This is a genomic window from Janthinobacterium sp. EB271-G4-3-2 (genome assembly GCF_020858035.1).
GTDB lineage: Bacteria > Pseudomonadota > Gammaproteobacteria > Burkholderiales > Burkholderiaceae_D > Janthinobacterium > Janthinobacterium aestuarii.
The window spans coordinates 708715-724340 of the sequence record NZ_JACYMG010000001.1 but is presented as its reverse complement, the minus strand read 5'-3'; the positions used below and the strand labels follow the sequence as shown (position 1 = coordinate 724340).

The window sequence follows — 15626 nt, the reverse complement described above, 5'->3', positions numbered from 1 at the left end:
TCAATCGGTATGTCACCCCAATCTCGAAAACTTCTTCAGCAACGTCAAGAACTCGTTAAACGCTACGTTAGCCTAGCAGTGTACCGCTGGATGAAACCCAAGACGCGAGCACTTGCGAGATGCCTCAGTCGCCCTAGACTTCAATGGTCGGAAAAAAGGAGACGGCTGGCACTGGTATTTGCGCTAGAGACACTTGCGCTTGAGACCGCCAGGGCACGACGACTTTGTAGTGGTTTAATGTACCCGGACACTGATTTAGGCGAGAATGCTCGCCATGGAGAGGTGTTTGATGAGCAAGCAAAGACGTACGTTTTCCCCTGAGTTTAAACAGCAGGCGGCATGCCTGGTACTGGATCAAGGATATAGCCATACGGAGGCAAGCCGGTCGGTGGGCATCGGCGAATCAGTGCTGCGCCGCTGGGTGCAGCAGCTTCAGTTGGAGCGGCAGGGCATCACGCCACAGAGTAAGGCAATAACGTCTGATCAGCAGCGAATACAGGAACTCGAAGCACGCATTGAGCGTCTCGAGCGGGAGAAGTCCATTTTAAAAAAGGCTACCGCGCTCTTGATGTCGGAAGGGATAGAACGTACGAGGTAATCGATCAGATTTGTGGTGACGAATCAATCGAGTTGATCTGCGCGGTGTTCGACGTAGCGCGGTCATGCCTGTATGCATATCGGGAGCGCGCCCGCCACATTGATGTTGAGCGCATGGCATTGCGTAGCCGTGTGCACGCGCTGTTCGTCGAGAGTCGTAGTTCGGCGGGAAGCCGCAGTATCATGGGCATGATGCGCGAGGAAGGCACGGCAATTGGCCGCTTCAAAGTCAGTCGTTTGATGGAGGAGTTGGGGCTGGTCTGCAAGCAGCCTGGCAGCCATGCCTATAAGCAGGCCACGGTGGAACGGGTCGATATTCCGAACCACCTCAATCGTGAATTCACAGTCGAGGCGCCAAATCAGGTCTGGTGCGGGGACATCACCTATGTCTGGGCGCAAGGCCGATGGTATTACTTGGCAGTGGTGTTGGATTTGTTCGCTCGCCGAGCGGTGGGCTGGGCATTCTCGCTACGACCCGACGCTGACCTTGTTGTGCAAGCGCTGGAAATGGCTTACGAGCAGCGAGGTCGACCGATGGCGCTGCTGTTTCATTCGGATCAAGGTAGCCAGTACGCCAGTCGAAAATTCCGTCAGCGCTTGTGGCGCTATCGGATACGACAGAGCATGAGCCGGCGGGGAAATTGTTGGGATAACTCCCCGATGGAACGGCTATTCCGTAGCGTCAAAACGGAATGGGTGCCGTCAACCGGTTACGTGACGGCACAAGAAGCACAACGGGACATCAGCCACTACCTGATGCATCGGTATAACTGGATACGGCCACATCAGTTCAACCAGGGACTGGCACCGGCCGTCGCAGAAGAAAAACTTAACGTAGTGTCCGTGATGGGTTGACCACTACAGTAAGCCAACTAGCCGCGCAAAATGCACGGAAGGGGGGGCGCAGAGAATGATAGAGAATTATGTCGGTTTACTTACTGATATAGGTGATTGTTCGAAGTATTGTGCGACAGCAAGTTGATCTTTTTCAGATCGAAGCCCCAGAGTACCTACAATGCTGTCGCTGGAGTACTCAAAATGCTGTCGGCGTACTCAAACGAACGTGCATGTACTGCTTTGATTGTGCACTCTTTTAGCAATTTTACATAATATAAATTATGCGAAGTTATGGATGAATTTGAGAAAACCCCCATTTTGCCATCTCCCCAATCGCAAACGCGATTTTCCCTATCTGCGCCGATCTGCGCGCCGCTGTTGCCGCCGCTTGAACAAGCTACATGAAATACGGCTTGTCTCCGTCCGTGTTCGGTTTGTGCACGCCCAGGTTGGCGTGCCGATGCAATTCCGGCGCTTCGATGATGCTGGCGATCAGGTCTGCCACGCTCTTGCGCGACACTACGGTGCCTTTGAATGGCGCGTGGCGTGTCGTCAGTTCGTAGTCGACTTCGTGACCAGGCATCGTTTGCCGTAGCAATGCCTGATCCAGCACGTCGCCGGCCAGCACGGCGGCGTTTGCCGGAACTGGCGCAGGCAGCTTGGCGGGATTGCGCAACAACAACGTCAAGGCAATGTCTTCACGGCCCGCCAAGGCGCGGATGACCCACTGCGCCACTTGTCCGCCTGCACCCGGTATCACTATCTTTTTCATCTTCTCGCTTTCGCCGTGGCATGGTTCCATACAGGAACTTACAGGCTTTCTTTAATGAAAGGAACACATGCGCTTGACTGGTGGCAAATTGCCGCCCGCGACTAATATTCCACTGCCAGCAGCATCAACAAAATAGGCAATGAAATCAGCTATTTGCAGATTATTTTCAATGAGAAATCTCAACATTAAATCCCGATGATCAGGCCGTGGCCTTGACGCAGATGCTGCTGGAGCTGTCGCGTGTCGTATGCCGTATTGCGCCAGGAAACAGCGTCATAGCCGTTGCGAGATTCTTCCTCCCTTCCCCGCCCTGCTCCCGTCACCAATCCAAGCACCATACCAGCGCGCCAGAAAACAGCCACTGGTATGGCCCGCATCGCGCGTCCCATGGGGAAAGACTGCAACTGGTATTGTGATCTTGCGCAAAGAATAAAACCAGTTGACTACCACCTGCAATGCTTGCACTCTGAAAAATCGGACGGTGTCCAGCCGGCCGGCAAAAAAAATACACAAGGAGACGCAATGAACCGGACAGTCATGAATACCCTCATCATTACCCTCTTCGGGGGAACCTTGGCAGCCTGCGGCGGAGGCAGCGAAGGATCCAGCGCTGGCGCAAGCCAGCTGCTGGCCGGCGCCACGCAAGCGGTCGCCTGCTACGCGCCGTGGAACAGCGGCACAGCCTACAACGGCGGCGGCCAGGCCAGCTACAACAACGTCAACTACACGGCAAACTGGTGGACGCAAGGCAATAACCCGTCGACCAGCAACGGCGGCGCCGGTAGCGGCCAGCCTTGGACGGCGGTGGGAGACTGCGGCACGCCGACACCAACTCCTACGCCAACACCGACGCCAACTCCTACCCCAACACCTACGCCAACTCCTACCCCAACACCTACGCCGACACCTACGCCGACACCTACGCCAACACCTACCCCGACTCCAACACCGACGCCTACTCCCACTCCCACGGGCCTGGCGAAACACGCGCTGATCGGCTACTGGCACAACTTCACCAACCCCAGCGGCGCCACCTACCCGATCAGCCAGGTCAGCGATGACTGGGATGTAATCGTCGTCTCGTTCGGCGACAACGCGGGCGGCGGCAATGTCAGCCTGACCATCGATCCGGGCGCCGGCACGGAAGCGCAATTCATCGCCGACGTGGCCGCCAAACGTGCCAAGGGCAAGAAAGTCATCCTGTCGCTGGGCGGCCAAAATGGCTCCGTTTCCGTCGGCAACACGGCCGAAGCGACGAATTTCACCAACAGCCTGTACGCCATCATCACCAAATATGGTTTCGACGGCATCGACCTGGACCTGGAAAACGGCGTGGCGCAAGGCGCGGCCATCCAGACCTATCTGCCGATCGCCGTGAAAAACCTGAAAGCCAAGGTCGGCAGCAGCTTTTACCTGTCGATGGCGCCGGAATGGGTATACGTGGAAGGTGGTTACACCAGTTACGGCAGCATCTGGGGCGCCTATATTCCCATCATCAACGCCCTGCGCTCGGAGCTGACGGTGCTGCACCCGCAGTACTACAACAATGGCGATATCTATACGCCGTACGCCACGGGTCCCATCAAGGCCGGCTCGGCCGACCAGCTGGTGGCCACGGCGCGCATGCTGATCGAAGGTTTCAATTACGGCAGCAATACCTTTGCTGGCCTGCGTCCGGACCAAGTGGGCTTTGGCGTGCCGTCAGGGCGCAGCTCGGCCGGTTCGGGTTTCACGACGAATGCCGACGTCAGCAACGCCCTCAATTGCCTGACGCGCCTGCTCAACTGCGGCACCATCAAGCCGCTGCAGGCGTATCCGGACTTCCGCGGCGTAATGACGTGGTCGATCAACTGGGACCGCCACGACAACTATAATTTCTCCGTGCCGACGAAGACCGTGCTGAAGACCTTGCCATAAGGCATCAGACAGGCCGGACGAGCACTGCCCTCCTCCGGCCTGCACACCATATAGGTAGGCGTGCTTACGCTACGGACGGGTACACGAGACGGTCCGGGTCGGCAATCAGGCAATCTTGCACGCGGTCGCGCCAGCTTGGCTTGCCGTCCTGGGCAAGCACATGCCGGGCATAGGCGCAAAAGCATGCGGCGTCGAGATGCCCGGCGCGAGGAATACCGATACCGCCAAAACGACGGTCCAGCACGAAGAACCGCAGGCGCCAGGTGATGTCCGTCGCGCCGGCCACATCGGCTCTATGCCTGTCTTCACGCGTGACGGCCACGGAAATGAGCTGCGCATGGCGTTGCCGCAGCTGGCAAAACAACAGCCAGGCCTGCATGTCCGGCTCATAGCGGCAGGTCGACACGCCGCGCACCAGCGGATAGCGCCCGGTGCGGCGCGCAATGCGGTCGCAGGCGAACTTCGCCAGCACCGTGCGGTGATTGCCGCCGCCATCCGTGTACCAATCGTGGCCATCGATGGAACTGAGCACGATGCCATTGTCGAGTTCGCCGTTGAAATAGTAGTCCGGATTGCGTTCATATTGAGCAAAAACGGCGCGCATCTTGCCCGGTTTGTATTGCGGTGCCAGCGCCGCGTCGCGCCACGATTGCCCCGCATAATGGTCCAACTGGCCGACGACGCTGCGCATGTCCATGAGAGCGTTGCGCCGCCGGCACTCGCGCACGACGAAATCATCGAGATTGGCGCCGTGTTGCGCAGGAAAAACGTCGCGCCACTCGGCAATCACTTGCTGCGACCAGGGCTGTGGCGTGGTCAGTACATCGTTAAAAAGGGTGGGCATGCTGTTCTCCAGAAACCCCAGCACATGCTGGTTTACTGTGTAGGTAGCAAATGCGTGTTTTGGACGGGATCAGCCCGATTTCGTGAAAATAAAATGTAATTGCAGGTATTGATAGTTTATTTCTATTGATTCGGTTGAAATATTTTGCTTCCTTTTGTAAATGAGAATCGTTACTATCTAAATCAAGGATAAGCGAATTCAACAGAAAGGAGCCTCCCTTGTTCACCGCGATCAAAACATTCAGCCAGGTCTGCACGCACATGTCGATCGCCTTCGGCCTCGCCTATTTGCTCACGGGCTCCCTGGCGCTCGGTGGCTTGGCCGCCATCATCGAACCGGTCATCAACGTGGCCCTGCTGCCGTGGCATGAAAAAGCCTGGCACGCGATCCGCCGCCGCTACGCCGCAAGCCGCCTGGGCTTTGCCGCCCTGGCCGGCGAAAAGCTCAGCCAGACGGCCCTGCACATGGGCGTGGCGTTCGGCGTCATGTACTGGGCCACGGGTTCCATGGCGTTTGGCGGCTTGCTGGCCGTGGTCGAGCCGATCTGCAACGTGATCGTCCTGCCCTTCCACGACCGGCTGTGGGAAAAAGCCCGCTTTCGTGTGGAAAGCCGCAGCGCGGTGCCGCTGGCGACGCTGCCCACCTGATATTTTTCACCCAAGAACAAGGACTGGGGGCGGACCCGCCGGGCCCGACCCCGGCTTCTTGCCGCGGGCCAAAGCCGATATGGCGGCCGGTTTCAGCCGCCTGCAAGGCAGGCTTACACCTTGCCCGCCCACACGGGAGGCCTTTTTTGCACCCACGGCGCCGCCCGCTCCAGCTGTCCCGCCAGGCGCAGCAAGATCCCATCGTTCGCATAGCCAGCCATGAACTGCATGCCGACCGGCAAACCGTCATTCGACATGCCGAGCGGCACGGACATGGCTGGCAAGCCCGCCACGTTCGCCAGCGGCGTGTACGGCGAATGCTCGAACAGGCGCGCCGTCCAGCCAACGCCGTCAAGTTTTTCCTCCTTTTCGCCATAGCGGCCCAGCTGCCACGGCACATCCGGCATGGTGGGCGTCAGCAGCACGTCGTACTGGCCAAACAAGGCGCCGGCCTGGCGCGTAACGGTGTTGCGCACGTCGAGGGCGGCCACGAAGTCGACGGCCGACACCGTTTGGCCATGACGATAGCAGGCCAGGGTCGCCGCTTCCAGGGTGTCGAGCGACACGCCGCGTCCGCTCTCTTGCGCCAGGGCGTCTATCCACGGCACCAGGTTGGCGCACCAGATGCCGGCATTGGCGTGCACGAACGCTTCCCACGACACACCCAGCGCGGGCGGGACTTCTTCCACGTGGTGGCCCAGGCTTTCCAGCAGGCGCACGGTCGTGTCCAGCGCGGCATCGATGGCCGGCACGGGATGGGCGCCATTGCAGGCGGCGCGCTGCACGGCGATGCGCAGCTTGCCCGGCGCCACGCTCACTTGCGACAGCCAGCTGTGGCCGGGCGCAGCCGTCACATATGGCTCGCCCGGCAGCACACCCTGCACGCAATCAAGCAAGGCGGCGCTGTCGCGCACCGTGCGGCTCACGCCCAGCTGCACACCCAGGCCGCTGAAGATTTCGTCCATGACGGGGCCGTTCGAGACACGGCCACGGCTCGGTTTCAAGCCGAACAGGCCCGTCGAGGCGGCCGGCACGCGGATGGAACCGGCCGCATCCGTCGCATGGGCCAGGGGCACGATACCGGCCGCGACGGCCGCCGCCGCGCCACCGCTGGAACCGCCCGCACTCAATGCCACGTTCCACGGATTGCGCGTGGCGCCGTACAGCACGGGTTCCGTGGTGGTGGCAAAGGCCATTTCCGGCGTGCTCGTGCGGCCAAAGGCGATTAGTCCCGCCTGGCGGAACTGGGTCATCAGGTGGGAATCCAGCGCGGCGACGTGGCCGGCGCCCAGGCGGCTGCCCGCTTCGCTGCGCTTGCCTGCCATGGTGACGGCCACATCCTTGATCAAAAATGGCACGCCGGCGAACGGCGCCGTGTGATCGATGTGCGTGAAATCGGCCGGCCACAGCTCGACCACGGCATTGATGTGCGGGTTGACGGCGGCACAGGCGCGCACGGCCGCATCGTGCAATTCCGCCGCAGAGACGGCGCCATCGCGCAGCAGCTGGGCCAGTCCCAGCCCATCAAAGCTTGTATATTCATGGAGTTGCATCAGTTAGTTCCTGTAAAAGGTGAAGAATAAAAGTCACAGGAACAACTGTAGGGCTTGCGCTATCATAGTGGAAATGAATAGTTGATATACAAGGTATAGCCATGAACAATTTGCGCAAGCTGGACTTGAACCTGCTGCTGACCCTGGATGCCTTGCTGATCGAGCGCAACGTGACGCGGGCGGCCGCGCGGCTGCACTTGAGCCAGCCATCCGTCAGCGTGCAGCTGGGTAAGCTGCGCGCCGCCTTCGACGATCCGCTGCTGCTGCCCGGCCCGCGCGGCATGCTGCCCACGGCGCGCGCGCTGGCCCTGTTCGCACCATTGCAAGCCGTGCTGGCCCAGCTGGAGCAAGTCTTGCAGCCAGAACAGCCGTTCGACCCGGCCACGGCCGAGGTGCGCTGGAACCTGGCGGCGGCCGACGCCACCGAATATGCGATCCTGCTGCCCATGTTACCGGCCCTGCGCGCGCAGGCGCCGTTGTCGCGCATGGCCGTCTTCGAGGCCGTGCCGGCGCGCATGGCGCAAGACCTGGAAAGCGGCCAGGTCGACCTGGGTTTTCTGGCACAGGAAGAAGCGCCGCCCGGCTTGCGCCACCGCACCTTGTTTACCGAGCACTACGTGCTGGCAGGCCGCCACGACCACCCGTTGTTGCAGGCACAGCCCGACCTCGACCGGTTCTGCGCGCTCGAATTCATCGTCGTCTCGCCCAACGGCGGCGGTTTCCGCAGCAACGTCGATACGGCCCTGGAGCAGCTGGGGCGGGCGCGCAAGGTGGTGCTGTCCGTGCCGCATTTCCTCATCGTCCCGCCCTTGCTGGCGGCGTCCGACATGGTGGCCCTGCTGCCGTCGCGCCTGCTGAAAAACGCCCTGGGCGGCCTGCGCACGTGGGAGCCGCCCGTCAGCCTGCCCGATTACGAGATGGCCATGGTCTGGCACGAGCGCATGCACCTGGACCCGGCGCACCGCTGGTTGCGCGAGCGCATCATGGCCTTCTGAACCCTAGGCTGTCTTCGGTTTGAGCATGCCTTCCACGATACCCAGCACGGTCTGGCGCGGCAGCAAGCGCGGCAGCCACGCCAGCAGCCGGTTCGGCCTGCCCGCCACATGGCTGCTGCGGCCCTGGTCCAGCGCGCGCAGCGCTTCATCGACGACGGCTTGCGGATCCATGCGCTTGCCTACAGCCGCTTCGGGCGCGGCCACGACGTCGAAGAAAGCCGTCTCCGTGGCGCCCGGGCACAGGGCCAGCACGCGCACGCCGCGGCTGCGGTTTTCCGCCCACAGCGCTTCCGAGAAAGACAGCACGAAAGCCTTGCTGGCGCCATATACGGCCATGTAGGGATCGGGCTGCAGCGCGGCCGTGGAGGCCACGTTGATGATGGCGCCGCGCCCTTTTGTCAGCATGTGCGGCAAGGCGCAGTGCGTCATTTCCATGAGCGCCGTGCAATTGACGGTGACTTCAGCCGCCTGGCGCGCCAGGTCGATGCTTTCGAAGCGGCCATGCGTGGCGAATCCCGCGTTATTGATCAGTACGTCGGGCGCCATGCCCAGCGACCACGCTTGCGCATAGGCCTGTGCAGCGGCGCCGGGCTGGCTCAGGTCGGCCACCAGCGCATGGGCGCGGATGCCGTGGCGCTGGGAAAGTTCCCTGGCCAGGCTGTCGAGCACGGCGCCGGAACGGGCCAGCAACAGCAAATGGGCGCCGCGCGCGGCCAGGGTTTCCGCAAAGACGCAGCCGATGCCGGACGAGGCGCCCGTGATCAGCACGGTCTGGTTGGTATAGTTGAAAGCGGTCATGGCAGTGGTGTGGAGTAGATGAAGTTTTCAATGTAAACTGTAGACTTTAGTCCACGGTCAAGCGTGAAGCACAAAAAAAGCACATGGCTGCGTTGCACAGGCTTGCCCTGCATATTGTTCGCGTCTCACAAATTAGTAGAAAGTCAAAAAACTATGCGCATCGGAGAAATCACCCGCCTGACGGGCGTCAGCAAGGACACGGTGCGCTTTTACGAGCGCCAGGGGCTGCTGGATGAAGCCCCGCAGCCGGGCCTGACGAATAACTACAAGGAATATTCGGCGCAAGCCTTGCGGCGCATCGAGCTGATCGGCCACGCCAAGGCGCTGGGTTTTACCTTGAAGGAAATCGCCGACGTGATTGCCGTCTGGCAGGAAAACGCGCTCGATGCGCAGACCAAACGAGCTATGCTGGAAACGAAAATTGCCCAGATCGACGACAAGGCCCGCTCGATGGCCGTGCTGCGCGCGGGCCTCGTCGATGCGCTGGCCAAGGTGGAGACGGGCTGCAACGATGTGGCGCCAGTGGAATACAAGAATAAATACAAGGACAATCAATGAGCAACTATTACACGCGCTACCGCCACCTGGCGATCGAGGACGCCAAGCCCGCCCCCACAGCGCGGCAGATCGCCGCCATCGAGGCCTTGCTGGAAGCGCCCTTGCCGCCCGCCTTCCTGGCGTTCTTGAAAGTGGCCAACGGCGCCTGTTTTGACTACACCACTGATGTGCCGGACGGCAATGGCGGCGTGGAAAAAATGGGCTTTAATACCTTCTTCAGCGCGGATGAAGGCGATTTCTGCGATGAAACACTGGTCGGTGAAATCCGCGCCGCGCGCAAGCACACGGACATGCCCGTGCGCATCCTGCCCTTCGCCCGCGATGGCGGCAATTCCATGGTTTACCTGGACCTGACGGACGAAGGCGGCGGCCGCGTACTGGCCTATGTGCAGCAGTTGCCGGACTGGACGGGCAAGCGCGCCCACGGCCTGATGGAACTGGCGCCGTCGTTCGACGCGTGGCTGGACAGCCTGTACATCGACCGCGACACGGTGCTCGATGAACTCGAACACAGCGTTTCGGAACCATCGCACCTGGACGCGATGGCAGAATGGCTCGATATCGGCATGCCCGCCTGGCGCCGTGATGCCGGCATCACCGCTTTGTTTGCTCTTAAACAAGTCGAATTGTGCGCTAACGAACAGGACTAGTCCTACGGGCATAATCGCGACTGTCCTATGGGTGTGCGCGGGCTGCTGGCTTAACATTGTCATCAGCTTGTAGAAAAAACCACACCCGAAAGGATTTGCCATGCCTATCCCTACCACCAGTTCCCGTACCCCCTCCCTGAAAAGCGTGGCCATCGGCGCCGCCGTGGCCATACTGAGCGGCATCGCCATCAACAGCATCGCCGCTGCCGCACCGGGCGCGTACGACAAGCAATTCCTCAGCAAGGCCGCTGACGCGGGCAGCACGGAAATCGCCGCAAGCAAAATAGCGCAAAGCAAGAGCACCAATGCGGAAGTGAAGAAATTCGCCGATGCCATGGTCACGGACCACGCGAAAGTCGCTGACGAGCTGAAACAGCTGGCCAGCAGCAAGCAGATCGAGGTCAGCGACCAGCCCGGCAAGAAACACCAGGCGCAGATCGACAAGCTGAGCCGCCTGGAAGGTGCGCAGTTCGACAAGGAATATGCAGCCACCATCGGCGTGGCGGCGCACAAGGACGCCGTGAAACTGTTTACGGATGCCAGCCAAAAGGCCAGCGATCCCGAGATCAAGGCCTTTGCCGCGAAGACCTTGCCAGCGTTGCAACATCACCTGGAAATGGCGAATACCTTGCATGCTGCAGTGGGCAAATAGCCAAGTTGACGGCAATTAGCGGGGACATGCTTGCTGTACGTGCCGTACGGCAAGCATGTCTGCTCTTGACATACAATGCGGCAACTTCGTTTTCGGCCATGCCATGACCTCATGCAGCTACTCAAGAAAACCGGCCTGATCGCCGCCGCCTTCCTGCTCATCTTCCTGCTGGCAGGCTGGCTCTTCATCAAAGTCAGCGCGGCGCGCAATGCCACCGTGTATGCACAGCAGTGGAACAACCAGGGCACGTGCGTGATCAAGACCTATGTGCCGCACTACGGCAACGGCGTGCCGCAGAACATCGTGCGCGCGCTGAGCACATCCACCTTCTTCCGTGTCTACCACAAGGATGGCACCTTGCTGGAAAGCACGGAATGGGTGCTCGACATGCATGAAGACGGCATCCTCGACCATGCACGCTGGGGCGAGAACCAGACCCGCGCCATCTACCCGACCGACCTCGGTGACGAAGGCTGGACCTTGCCTGTATGCGCGTGAACGATCGATGAGCACGCAAAGACAAAAGGGCCTGCGCAACCCCTGGGTCGACGTGCCATATGAGCCCACGCTTTACCATTTCCTTGGTCCCTTCGATGTGTACGACCGCGAACACACCCTGGGCGTGGAACTCGCCACCTGGAACATGAACGATCCAGCCCAGCGCGCGGCGCTGATACGCCGCGACATCACGTCGCAATACAAGGAACTCAGCTACCGCCACCGCCAGGCGCTGGTGGCCGTGCTGGCGCAGGCGCTGCAAGACCCCGCTTTCGATTTCCAGGCCATCCTCGAGCACGACCCCGAAAGCACGAACGCCCTGCCCGCCTTGTGGGATGAGATGGACGATCCGCGCGCCTTTTTCGCGGATATTTACCGGCTGGCACAGCAGGACTGGCGCGACGACCTGGCGCGCGCTGCGGCGGAAGACCCGGCCAGCTGGTAGCGCGGCGCGGCCGCCACACTATCGATACGATAGCTTCCGGCCGCTTTTTCCCTCTGTCAACGCGATTGCGGCCACCTGCACGCGACGTTGCAAAAACGCCCCACTCAAAAAAATACTGTTGCACCAGCGCATGTCTGCTGGCATCGCGCTACTATGAAACGTCGGCACTTCGATAGGCGCCGCCTCACCGCACCGGTTCCCCGCCGGCTTCCCCCTGCCGCAATATGAAGGAGATTCTCATGCCCAAGTTCACCCCTGCCATTTGCCTGTCGGTCATGCTTGCCGCCGCGACGCTGCCCGGTATCGCCAGCGCTGCCGAAGGCGGCGCCACGCGCGCCGACGCCGAAGCCATGGTCAAGAAAGGCGTGGCCTACATCAAGAGCGCCGGCGACGCCAAGGCGTATGGCGAGATCACGGCCAAGTCGCCCCAATTCATCCTGCACGACCTGTACCTGGTCGTCTATAAACTCGACGGCACGGTCGCCGCGCATGGCGCCAACCCGAAAATGGTCGGCAAGAACTTGATCGAGCTGAAGGATATCGATGGCAAGGCCTTCGTCAAGGAACGAGTCGACCTGGCCAAGAGCAAAGGGACGTTCTGGCAGGAATACAAATTCACGAACCCGGAAACCAAGAAGATCGAGCCAAAGGTGATGTACTGCGAGAAACTGGCCGATTCCGTCGTCTGCGGCGGCATCTACCTGTAGCCGGCCGCCGCGCGGCCAGCGCCGGGATGGCAACCGATCTCTCAACGAATTTTTCAACGCTACGGGCCTCAATGAAAATCGCACAGAAGATGTTGATCGTCCCGGTGGTCGCGCTGGCTTGCCTGCTGGCCATGGGGGCCTTGTCGTATTTCGCCATGCAGCAAAACGAAAGCCGCATGCGCGACCTGAAGGACGTCACCCTGACGGCCGAACGGCTTGCCAATCAGCAAGCCATTGCCCTGGGGCAGGTGCACGCCGACGTGTACGCGAAGATCGCCATCGCCGCCAGCCTATCCGAAGAGCAGTTCAAGCAATTCGGCGCGCAAACGGATGGCCAGCTGAACGCCATCGCGCAAGGATTGAAGGAGCTGCGGAAATTCTCGGGCGCCGCCACGGAAGCGGGCCAGGCCTTGCCCGGTGTCGAGCGCTACCGTGCCAGCGTGGCGCAGGCGCTGGACCTGGCGTCCATGGACCCGAATACGGGCGTGGCCGCGATGCAAAATGCCGCCGGACACTACCAGCAAGTGCGCGGACAGCTGCGCCAGGTACTGCTCAACCTCGATCAGCGCACGGTTGCGGCCTTGCAGGAAACAAAAAATGCGGGCCAGCGCGCCGGCTGGCTGTCGCTGGGCACCATGGCTGTCGGCTTTGCCTTGCTGGCCCTGATCGCCACGTGGGTGGCGCGCTCCGTGGTAGGGCCCATCGATGACGCCTGCCGCGCCGCCGAAAGCCTGGCCGCAGGCGACCTGACCACGCGCATCGAAGCCCAGGGCGACGACGAGGTGGGCAAGCTGACCCGGGCCCTGGCCACCGTGCTGAAAAACTGGAACACTTTATTGGGCGACATACGTCAGGCGGGCTCCACCATCACGGTGGAAGCCAGTGAAATCGCGCTGGGCAATGCGGACTTGTCGGCCCGTACCGAGTCGCAAGCCCATTCCTTGCAAGAAACGGCGTCGTCCATGCATGCCTTGACCGACACCGTGCGCGAGAATGCCGGCCATGCGCACCAGGCCAACCAGATGGTGTTGTCGACGTCGAATGTGGCGCTCGAGGGCGGGCGCGTCGTGGGCCAGGTGGTCGAGACGATGGGTTCGATCAAGGCCAGCTCCGGGCGCATCGTCGACATCATCGCCGTCATCGACGGCATCGCGTTCCAGACGAATATCCTCGCGCTGAACGCGGCCGTGGAAGCGGCGCGCGCGGGCGAACAGGGGCGCGGCTTTGCCGTCGTCGCCACCGAGGTGCGGGGCCTGGCGCAGCGTTCGGCCACGGCGGCGCGTGAAATCAAGCAGCTGATCGAGGATTCCGTGGCCAGGATAGAAACGGGCAGCGAGCTGGCCGACAGCGCCGGGCGCACCATGGGAGATATTGTTGCCTCCGTCCAGCAAGTGACGGAAATCATGAACGACATCACGGCGGCCAGCCAGCGCCAGAGCAAGGGCATCGAGGAAGTCAACAATGCCATCACGGAAATGGACGAATTGACTCAGCGCAATGCCGCCCTCGTCGAACAATCGGCCGCCGCCGCGCAAAGCATGCAGGACCAGGCGCATGATCTATTGCGCGTGGTCGACGCTTTCCGCCTGGGCGATGGCGGCCCGCCGCTGCTGCCCCGTTAGCGCCGGTGCGGCATGGCCGCACGGGAACAGGCTTGCATGGCCTTGCCTATCTCGACCAGGGCGGGGTCTGTTTCCCGCAGCAAGACATTGCCCATGCGGAATTGTTGATGGTAATCACCGAGCATGGCGGCATACAGAAAAACCTGATCCCGCCTGCGCCAGACGGCACTGTAGTTGCTGCCGGGAGCGACCGGCATGGCGCCGATGAAATAACTGTACAGACCGCTAACCTTCTTCTTGTGCAGCCATTCCATCAATTGCACAGTGCGGTACTGTTCCAGCAAGCTCAGTTCGCTGACATTGGCGCCGGACAGGGCATAGTACAGCTCCAGACGGGCCATCCAGTTGCCCTTTTCGCCTGCCGCCACCAGCGCATTCCAGGCGGGGCCGGTGCGTACCTTGCCCACATTGTCAGGCGATCCCAGCCAGGCCTCGACGGCTGCCTGGTCCGGCACCGGGCCATAGTAGGCGGGCGCGCGGCAGACGAACTGGCGCGCATCGGGCCCGTCCTCCTTGAACTCGTCGGCGATGTACCGGGAGACCTTGTCGCCGATGCCCAGCAGGCGCTTGCCATAGCCGTCCAGGGTCCAGCTCGAAGGCAAGCGGCCCAGCCAGGCCAGTGCATCGTCGTTGGCCCGGGCTTCCACCGCATAGGCGGCGATTTTGGCCTGCATTTTCAATTCTTTCTGCTGCTCCGCCAGCTTGAGCGCCTCTTGCTCCTCGTCATAGCGGCTCGTGGTCTTGGCCAGCTTGACGCAATCGAGGAAAGCCTCCGGCGCGCCCTGCCAGCACTGGGCAGGCACCTTCAGCTGCCAACGCATGCTGACGGTTTTCAAAATATAGTTTTCTTCGCCCTCTTCCCCTTTGAGATAGGCGCGGCCATCCGCCTTCGTCACGCCCTTTGTCAGCTGCTTGCCGCCCACCGTGCTCCAGGTGTAGGGGTCATCGTTTTGCGGCACGCCGGGTGCGGCGTACAGGGTCAGGTAGTGGCCGGCATCGGCGGCATGGCTCAGCGGAGACAGCATGGACAAGGTGAGTATGGCCCTTCTGGATATCAGTTTCAGCATGAATCAATAAATAGTAGGTATTAATGGAGTTCGGTATGGCAGGCGCAGTCGTGGCCGCTGGCCGCCTCGGACAGGTTTTGCAGGATCGCGCAGTCTTGCGACGGCTGCGGCTGGTCGCACTGGTGGCGCAAGGTCACCAGTTGCTGCTGCAGGGTTTGCAAATTCGCCATCTGTTCGGCGATGCGCAGGATATGATGGTCGAGCAATTCGTTGACGCTCTGGCAGCCTTCGGCCGGGTTGTTCTTAAATTCCAGCAAGGCGCGGATATCGGTCAAGCCGATCTGCAGGGAGCGGCAATGACGGATGAATTGCAGCCGTTCCTGGTGTTCTTCGCGGTATTCGCGGTAGCCGGCGCTGTTGCGGCCAGGTTCCTGCAGCAAGCCCGCCTTTTCATAGTAACGCACGGTTTCCACATCACAATCTGTCCGTTTGGCCAGTTCTCCGATACGCATGGCATCCCCTTTCAT

At 61.1% G+C, this 15626-nt stretch carries 17 protein-coding genes; 11 read left to right on the top strand and 6 right to left on the bottom strand.

Annotation, left to right across the window (positions count from 1 at the left end; all coding sequences use genetic code 11):
• The first annotated feature begins 289 nt into the window (after positions 1-289).
• A protein-coding gene (locus IGS55_RS03045) for an IS3 family transposase (protein WP_230515939.1) occupies positions 290-1452 on the top strand; the annotation gives its coding sequence in 2 pieces (ribosomal slippage) (positions 290-545 and positions 545-1452; 1164 coding nt in all).
• Positions 1453-1831: 379 nt separating this feature from the next.
• On the opposite strand, the gene IGS55_RS03040 is transcribed toward IGS55_RS03045, so the two are convergent.
• Positions 1832-2206: an NAD(P)H-binding protein gene (locus IGS55_RS03040; protein WP_230515938.1), complete on the bottom strand. Its 375-nt coding sequence runs from the start codon at positions 2204-2206 to the stop codon at positions 1832-1834.
• A gap of 537 nt (positions 2207-2743) precedes the next feature.
• Here IGS55_RS03040 and IGS55_RS03035 point away from each other — a divergent pair.
• On the top strand, positions 2744-4123 hold the full coding sequence (locus tag IGS55_RS03035; protein ID WP_230515937.1) for a chitinase: 1380 nt from the start codon (positions 2744-2746) through the stop codon (positions 4121-4123).
• A gap of 64 nt (positions 4124-4187) precedes the next feature.
• On the opposite strand, the gene IGS55_RS03030 is transcribed toward IGS55_RS03035, so the two are convergent.
• A complete protein-coding gene (locus tag IGS55_RS03030) occupies positions 4188-4967 on the bottom strand; it encodes a hypothetical protein (protein WP_230515936.1) in 780 nt (259 codons plus the stop codon).
• A 218-nt stretch (positions 4968-5185) separates the two neighbouring features.
• Here IGS55_RS03030 and IGS55_RS03025 point away from each other — a divergent pair, with 218 nt between their 5' ends.
• Complete coding sequence (locus IGS55_RS03025) at positions 5186-5614, top strand: DUF2061 domain-containing protein (RefSeq protein ID WP_230515935.1); 429 nt, start codon at positions 5186-5188, stop codon at positions 5612-5614.
• A gap of 113 nt (positions 5615-5727) precedes the next feature.
• Here IGS55_RS03025 and IGS55_RS03020 read toward each other — a convergent pair whose 3' ends face one another.
• The gene (locus IGS55_RS03020; RefSeq protein ID WP_230515934.1) at positions 5728-7167 is read right to left on the bottom strand and encodes an amidase; all 1440 of its coding nucleotides are present in this window, start codon (positions 7165-7167) and stop codon (positions 5728-5730) included.
• 101 nt (positions 7168-7268) lie between these two features.
• Here IGS55_RS03020 and IGS55_RS03015 point away from each other — a divergent pair, with 101 nt between their 5' ends.
• Positions 7269-8162 carry a LysR family transcriptional regulator gene (locus IGS55_RS03015; RefSeq protein ID WP_230515933.1) on the top strand — a complete coding sequence of 298 codons (894 nt, stop codon included), beginning with the start codon at positions 7269-7271 and terminating at the stop codon, positions 8160-8162.
• Positions 8163-8165: 3 nt separating this feature from the next.
• On the opposite strand, the gene IGS55_RS03010 is transcribed toward IGS55_RS03015, so the two are convergent.
• On the bottom strand, positions 8166-8960 hold the full coding sequence (locus IGS55_RS03010; RefSeq protein ID WP_230515932.1) for an SDR family NAD(P)-dependent oxidoreductase: 795 nt from the start codon (positions 8958-8960) through the stop codon (positions 8166-8168).
• Positions 8961-9113: 153 nt separating this feature from the next.
• On the opposite strand from IGS55_RS03010, the gene IGS55_RS03005 reads away from it, so the two are divergent.
• From IGS55_RS03005 to IGS55_RS02975, 7 genes are all read left to right on the top strand, one after another.
• Positions 9114-9518, top strand: a complete 405-nt coding sequence (locus IGS55_RS03005; protein WP_051990904.1) for a MerR family transcriptional regulator — start codon at positions 9114-9116, stop codon at positions 9516-9518.
• A complete protein-coding gene (locus IGS55_RS03000) occupies positions 9515-10168 on the top strand; it encodes an SMI1/KNR4 family protein (RefSeq protein ID WP_230515931.1) in 654 nt (217 codons plus the stop codon). Before IGS55_RS03005 ends, IGS55_RS03000 begins: the two co-directional genes overlap by 4 nt.
• Positions 10169-10268: 100 nt before the next feature.
• A complete protein-coding gene (locus IGS55_RS02995; RefSeq protein ID WP_230515930.1) occupies positions 10269-10820 on the top strand; it encodes a DUF4142 domain-containing protein in 552 nt (183 codons plus the stop codon).
• Positions 10821-10931: 111 nt separating this feature from the next.
• The gene (locus tag IGS55_RS02990; protein ID WP_128141487.1) at positions 10932-11318 is read left to right on the top strand and encodes a hypothetical protein; all 387 of its coding nucleotides are present in this window, start codon (positions 10932-10934) and stop codon (positions 11316-11318) included.
• Between the two features lie 7 nt (positions 11319-11325).
• On the top strand, positions 11326-11763 hold the full coding sequence (locus IGS55_RS02985) for a hypothetical protein (protein WP_230515929.1): 438 nt from the start codon (positions 11326-11328) through the stop codon (positions 11761-11763).
• A gap of 239 nt (positions 11764-12002) precedes the next feature.
• Positions 12003-12470, top strand: a complete 468-nt coding sequence (locus IGS55_RS02980; protein WP_329958117.1) for a cache domain-containing protein — start codon at positions 12003-12005, stop codon at positions 12468-12470.
• A gap of 71 nt (positions 12471-12541) precedes the next feature.
• Positions 12542-14092 (top strand): methyl-accepting chemotaxis protein, encoded by a 1551-nt coding sequence (locus IGS55_RS02975; protein ID WP_230515928.1) that lies wholly within the window; start codon positions 12542-12544, stop codon positions 14090-14092.
• On the opposite strand, the gene IGS55_RS02970 is transcribed toward IGS55_RS02975, so the two are convergent.
• Positions 14089-15117 (bottom strand): hypothetical protein, encoded by a 1029-nt coding sequence (locus IGS55_RS02970; protein ID WP_230515927.1) that lies wholly within the window; start codon positions 15115-15117, stop codon positions 14089-14091. The genes IGS55_RS02975 and IGS55_RS02970 overlap by 4 nt on opposite strands.
• A 62-nt stretch (positions 15118-15179) precedes the next feature.
• Positions 15180-15611: a Cd(II)/Pb(II)-responsive transcriptional regulator gene (cadR, locus tag IGS55_RS02965; RefSeq protein WP_034787498.1), complete on the bottom strand. Its 432-nt coding sequence runs from the start codon at positions 15609-15611 to the stop codon at positions 15180-15182.
• Positions 15612-15626 lie beyond the last annotated feature (15 nt).

Excerpts from the sequence above, each read along its gene's own strand:
- IGS55_RS03040 (WP_230515938.1), bottom strand. The coding sequence starts at position 2,206 with ATGAAAAAGATAGTGATACCGGGTGCAGGCGGACAAGTGGCGCAGTGG.
- IGS55_RS03035 (WP_230515937.1), top strand. The coding sequence starts at position 2,744 with ATGAATACCCTCATCATTACCCTCTTCGGGGGAACCTTGGCAGCCTGC.
- IGS55_RS03030 (WP_230515936.1), bottom strand. The coding sequence starts at position 4,967 with ATGCCCACCCTTTTTAACGATGTACTGACCACGCCACAGCCCTGGTCG.
- IGS55_RS03020 (WP_230515934.1), bottom strand. The coding sequence starts at position 7,167 with ATGCAACTCCATGAATATACAAGCTTTGATGGGCTGGGACTGGCCCAG.
- IGS55_RS03015 (WP_230515933.1), top strand. The coding sequence starts at position 7,269 with ATGAACAATTTGCGCAAGCTGGACTTGAACCTGCTGCTGACCCTGGAT.
- IGS55_RS03010 (WP_230515932.1), bottom strand. The coding sequence starts at position 8,960 with ATGACCGCTTTCAACTATACCAACCAGACCGTGCTGATCACGGGCGCC.
- IGS55_RS03005 (WP_051990904.1), top strand. The coding sequence starts at position 9,114 with ATGCGCATCGGAGAAATCACCCGCCTGACGGGCGTCAGCAAGGACACG.
- IGS55_RS03000 (WP_230515931.1), top strand. The coding sequence starts at position 9,515 with ATGAGCAACTATTACACGCGCTACCGCCACCTGGCGATCGAGGACGCC.
- IGS55_RS02995 (WP_230515930.1), top strand. The coding sequence starts at position 10,269 with ATGCCTATCCCTACCACCAGTTCCCGTACCCCCTCCCTGAAAAGCGTG.
- IGS55_RS02990 (WP_128141487.1), top strand. The coding sequence starts at position 10,932 with ATGCAGCTACTCAAGAAAACCGGCCTGATCGCCGCCGCCTTCCTGCTC.
- IGS55_RS02985 (WP_230515929.1), top strand. The coding sequence starts at position 11,326 with ATGAGCACGCAAAGACAAAAGGGCCTGCGCAACCCCTGGGTCGACGTG.
- IGS55_RS02980 (WP_329958117.1), top strand. The coding sequence starts at position 12,003 with ATGCCCAAGTTCACCCCTGCCATTTGCCTGTCGGTCATGCTTGCCGCC.
- IGS55_RS02975 (WP_230515928.1), top strand. The coding sequence starts at position 12,542 with ATGAAAATCGCACAGAAGATGTTGATCGTCCCGGTGGTCGCGCTGGCT.
- IGS55_RS02970 (WP_230515927.1), bottom strand. The coding sequence starts at position 15,117 with ATGCTGTCTCCGCTGAGCCATGCCGCCGATGCCGGCCACTACCTGACC.
- cadR (WP_034787498.1), bottom strand. The coding sequence starts at position 15,611 with ATGCGTATCGGAGAACTGGCCAAACGGACAGATTGTGATGTGGAAACC.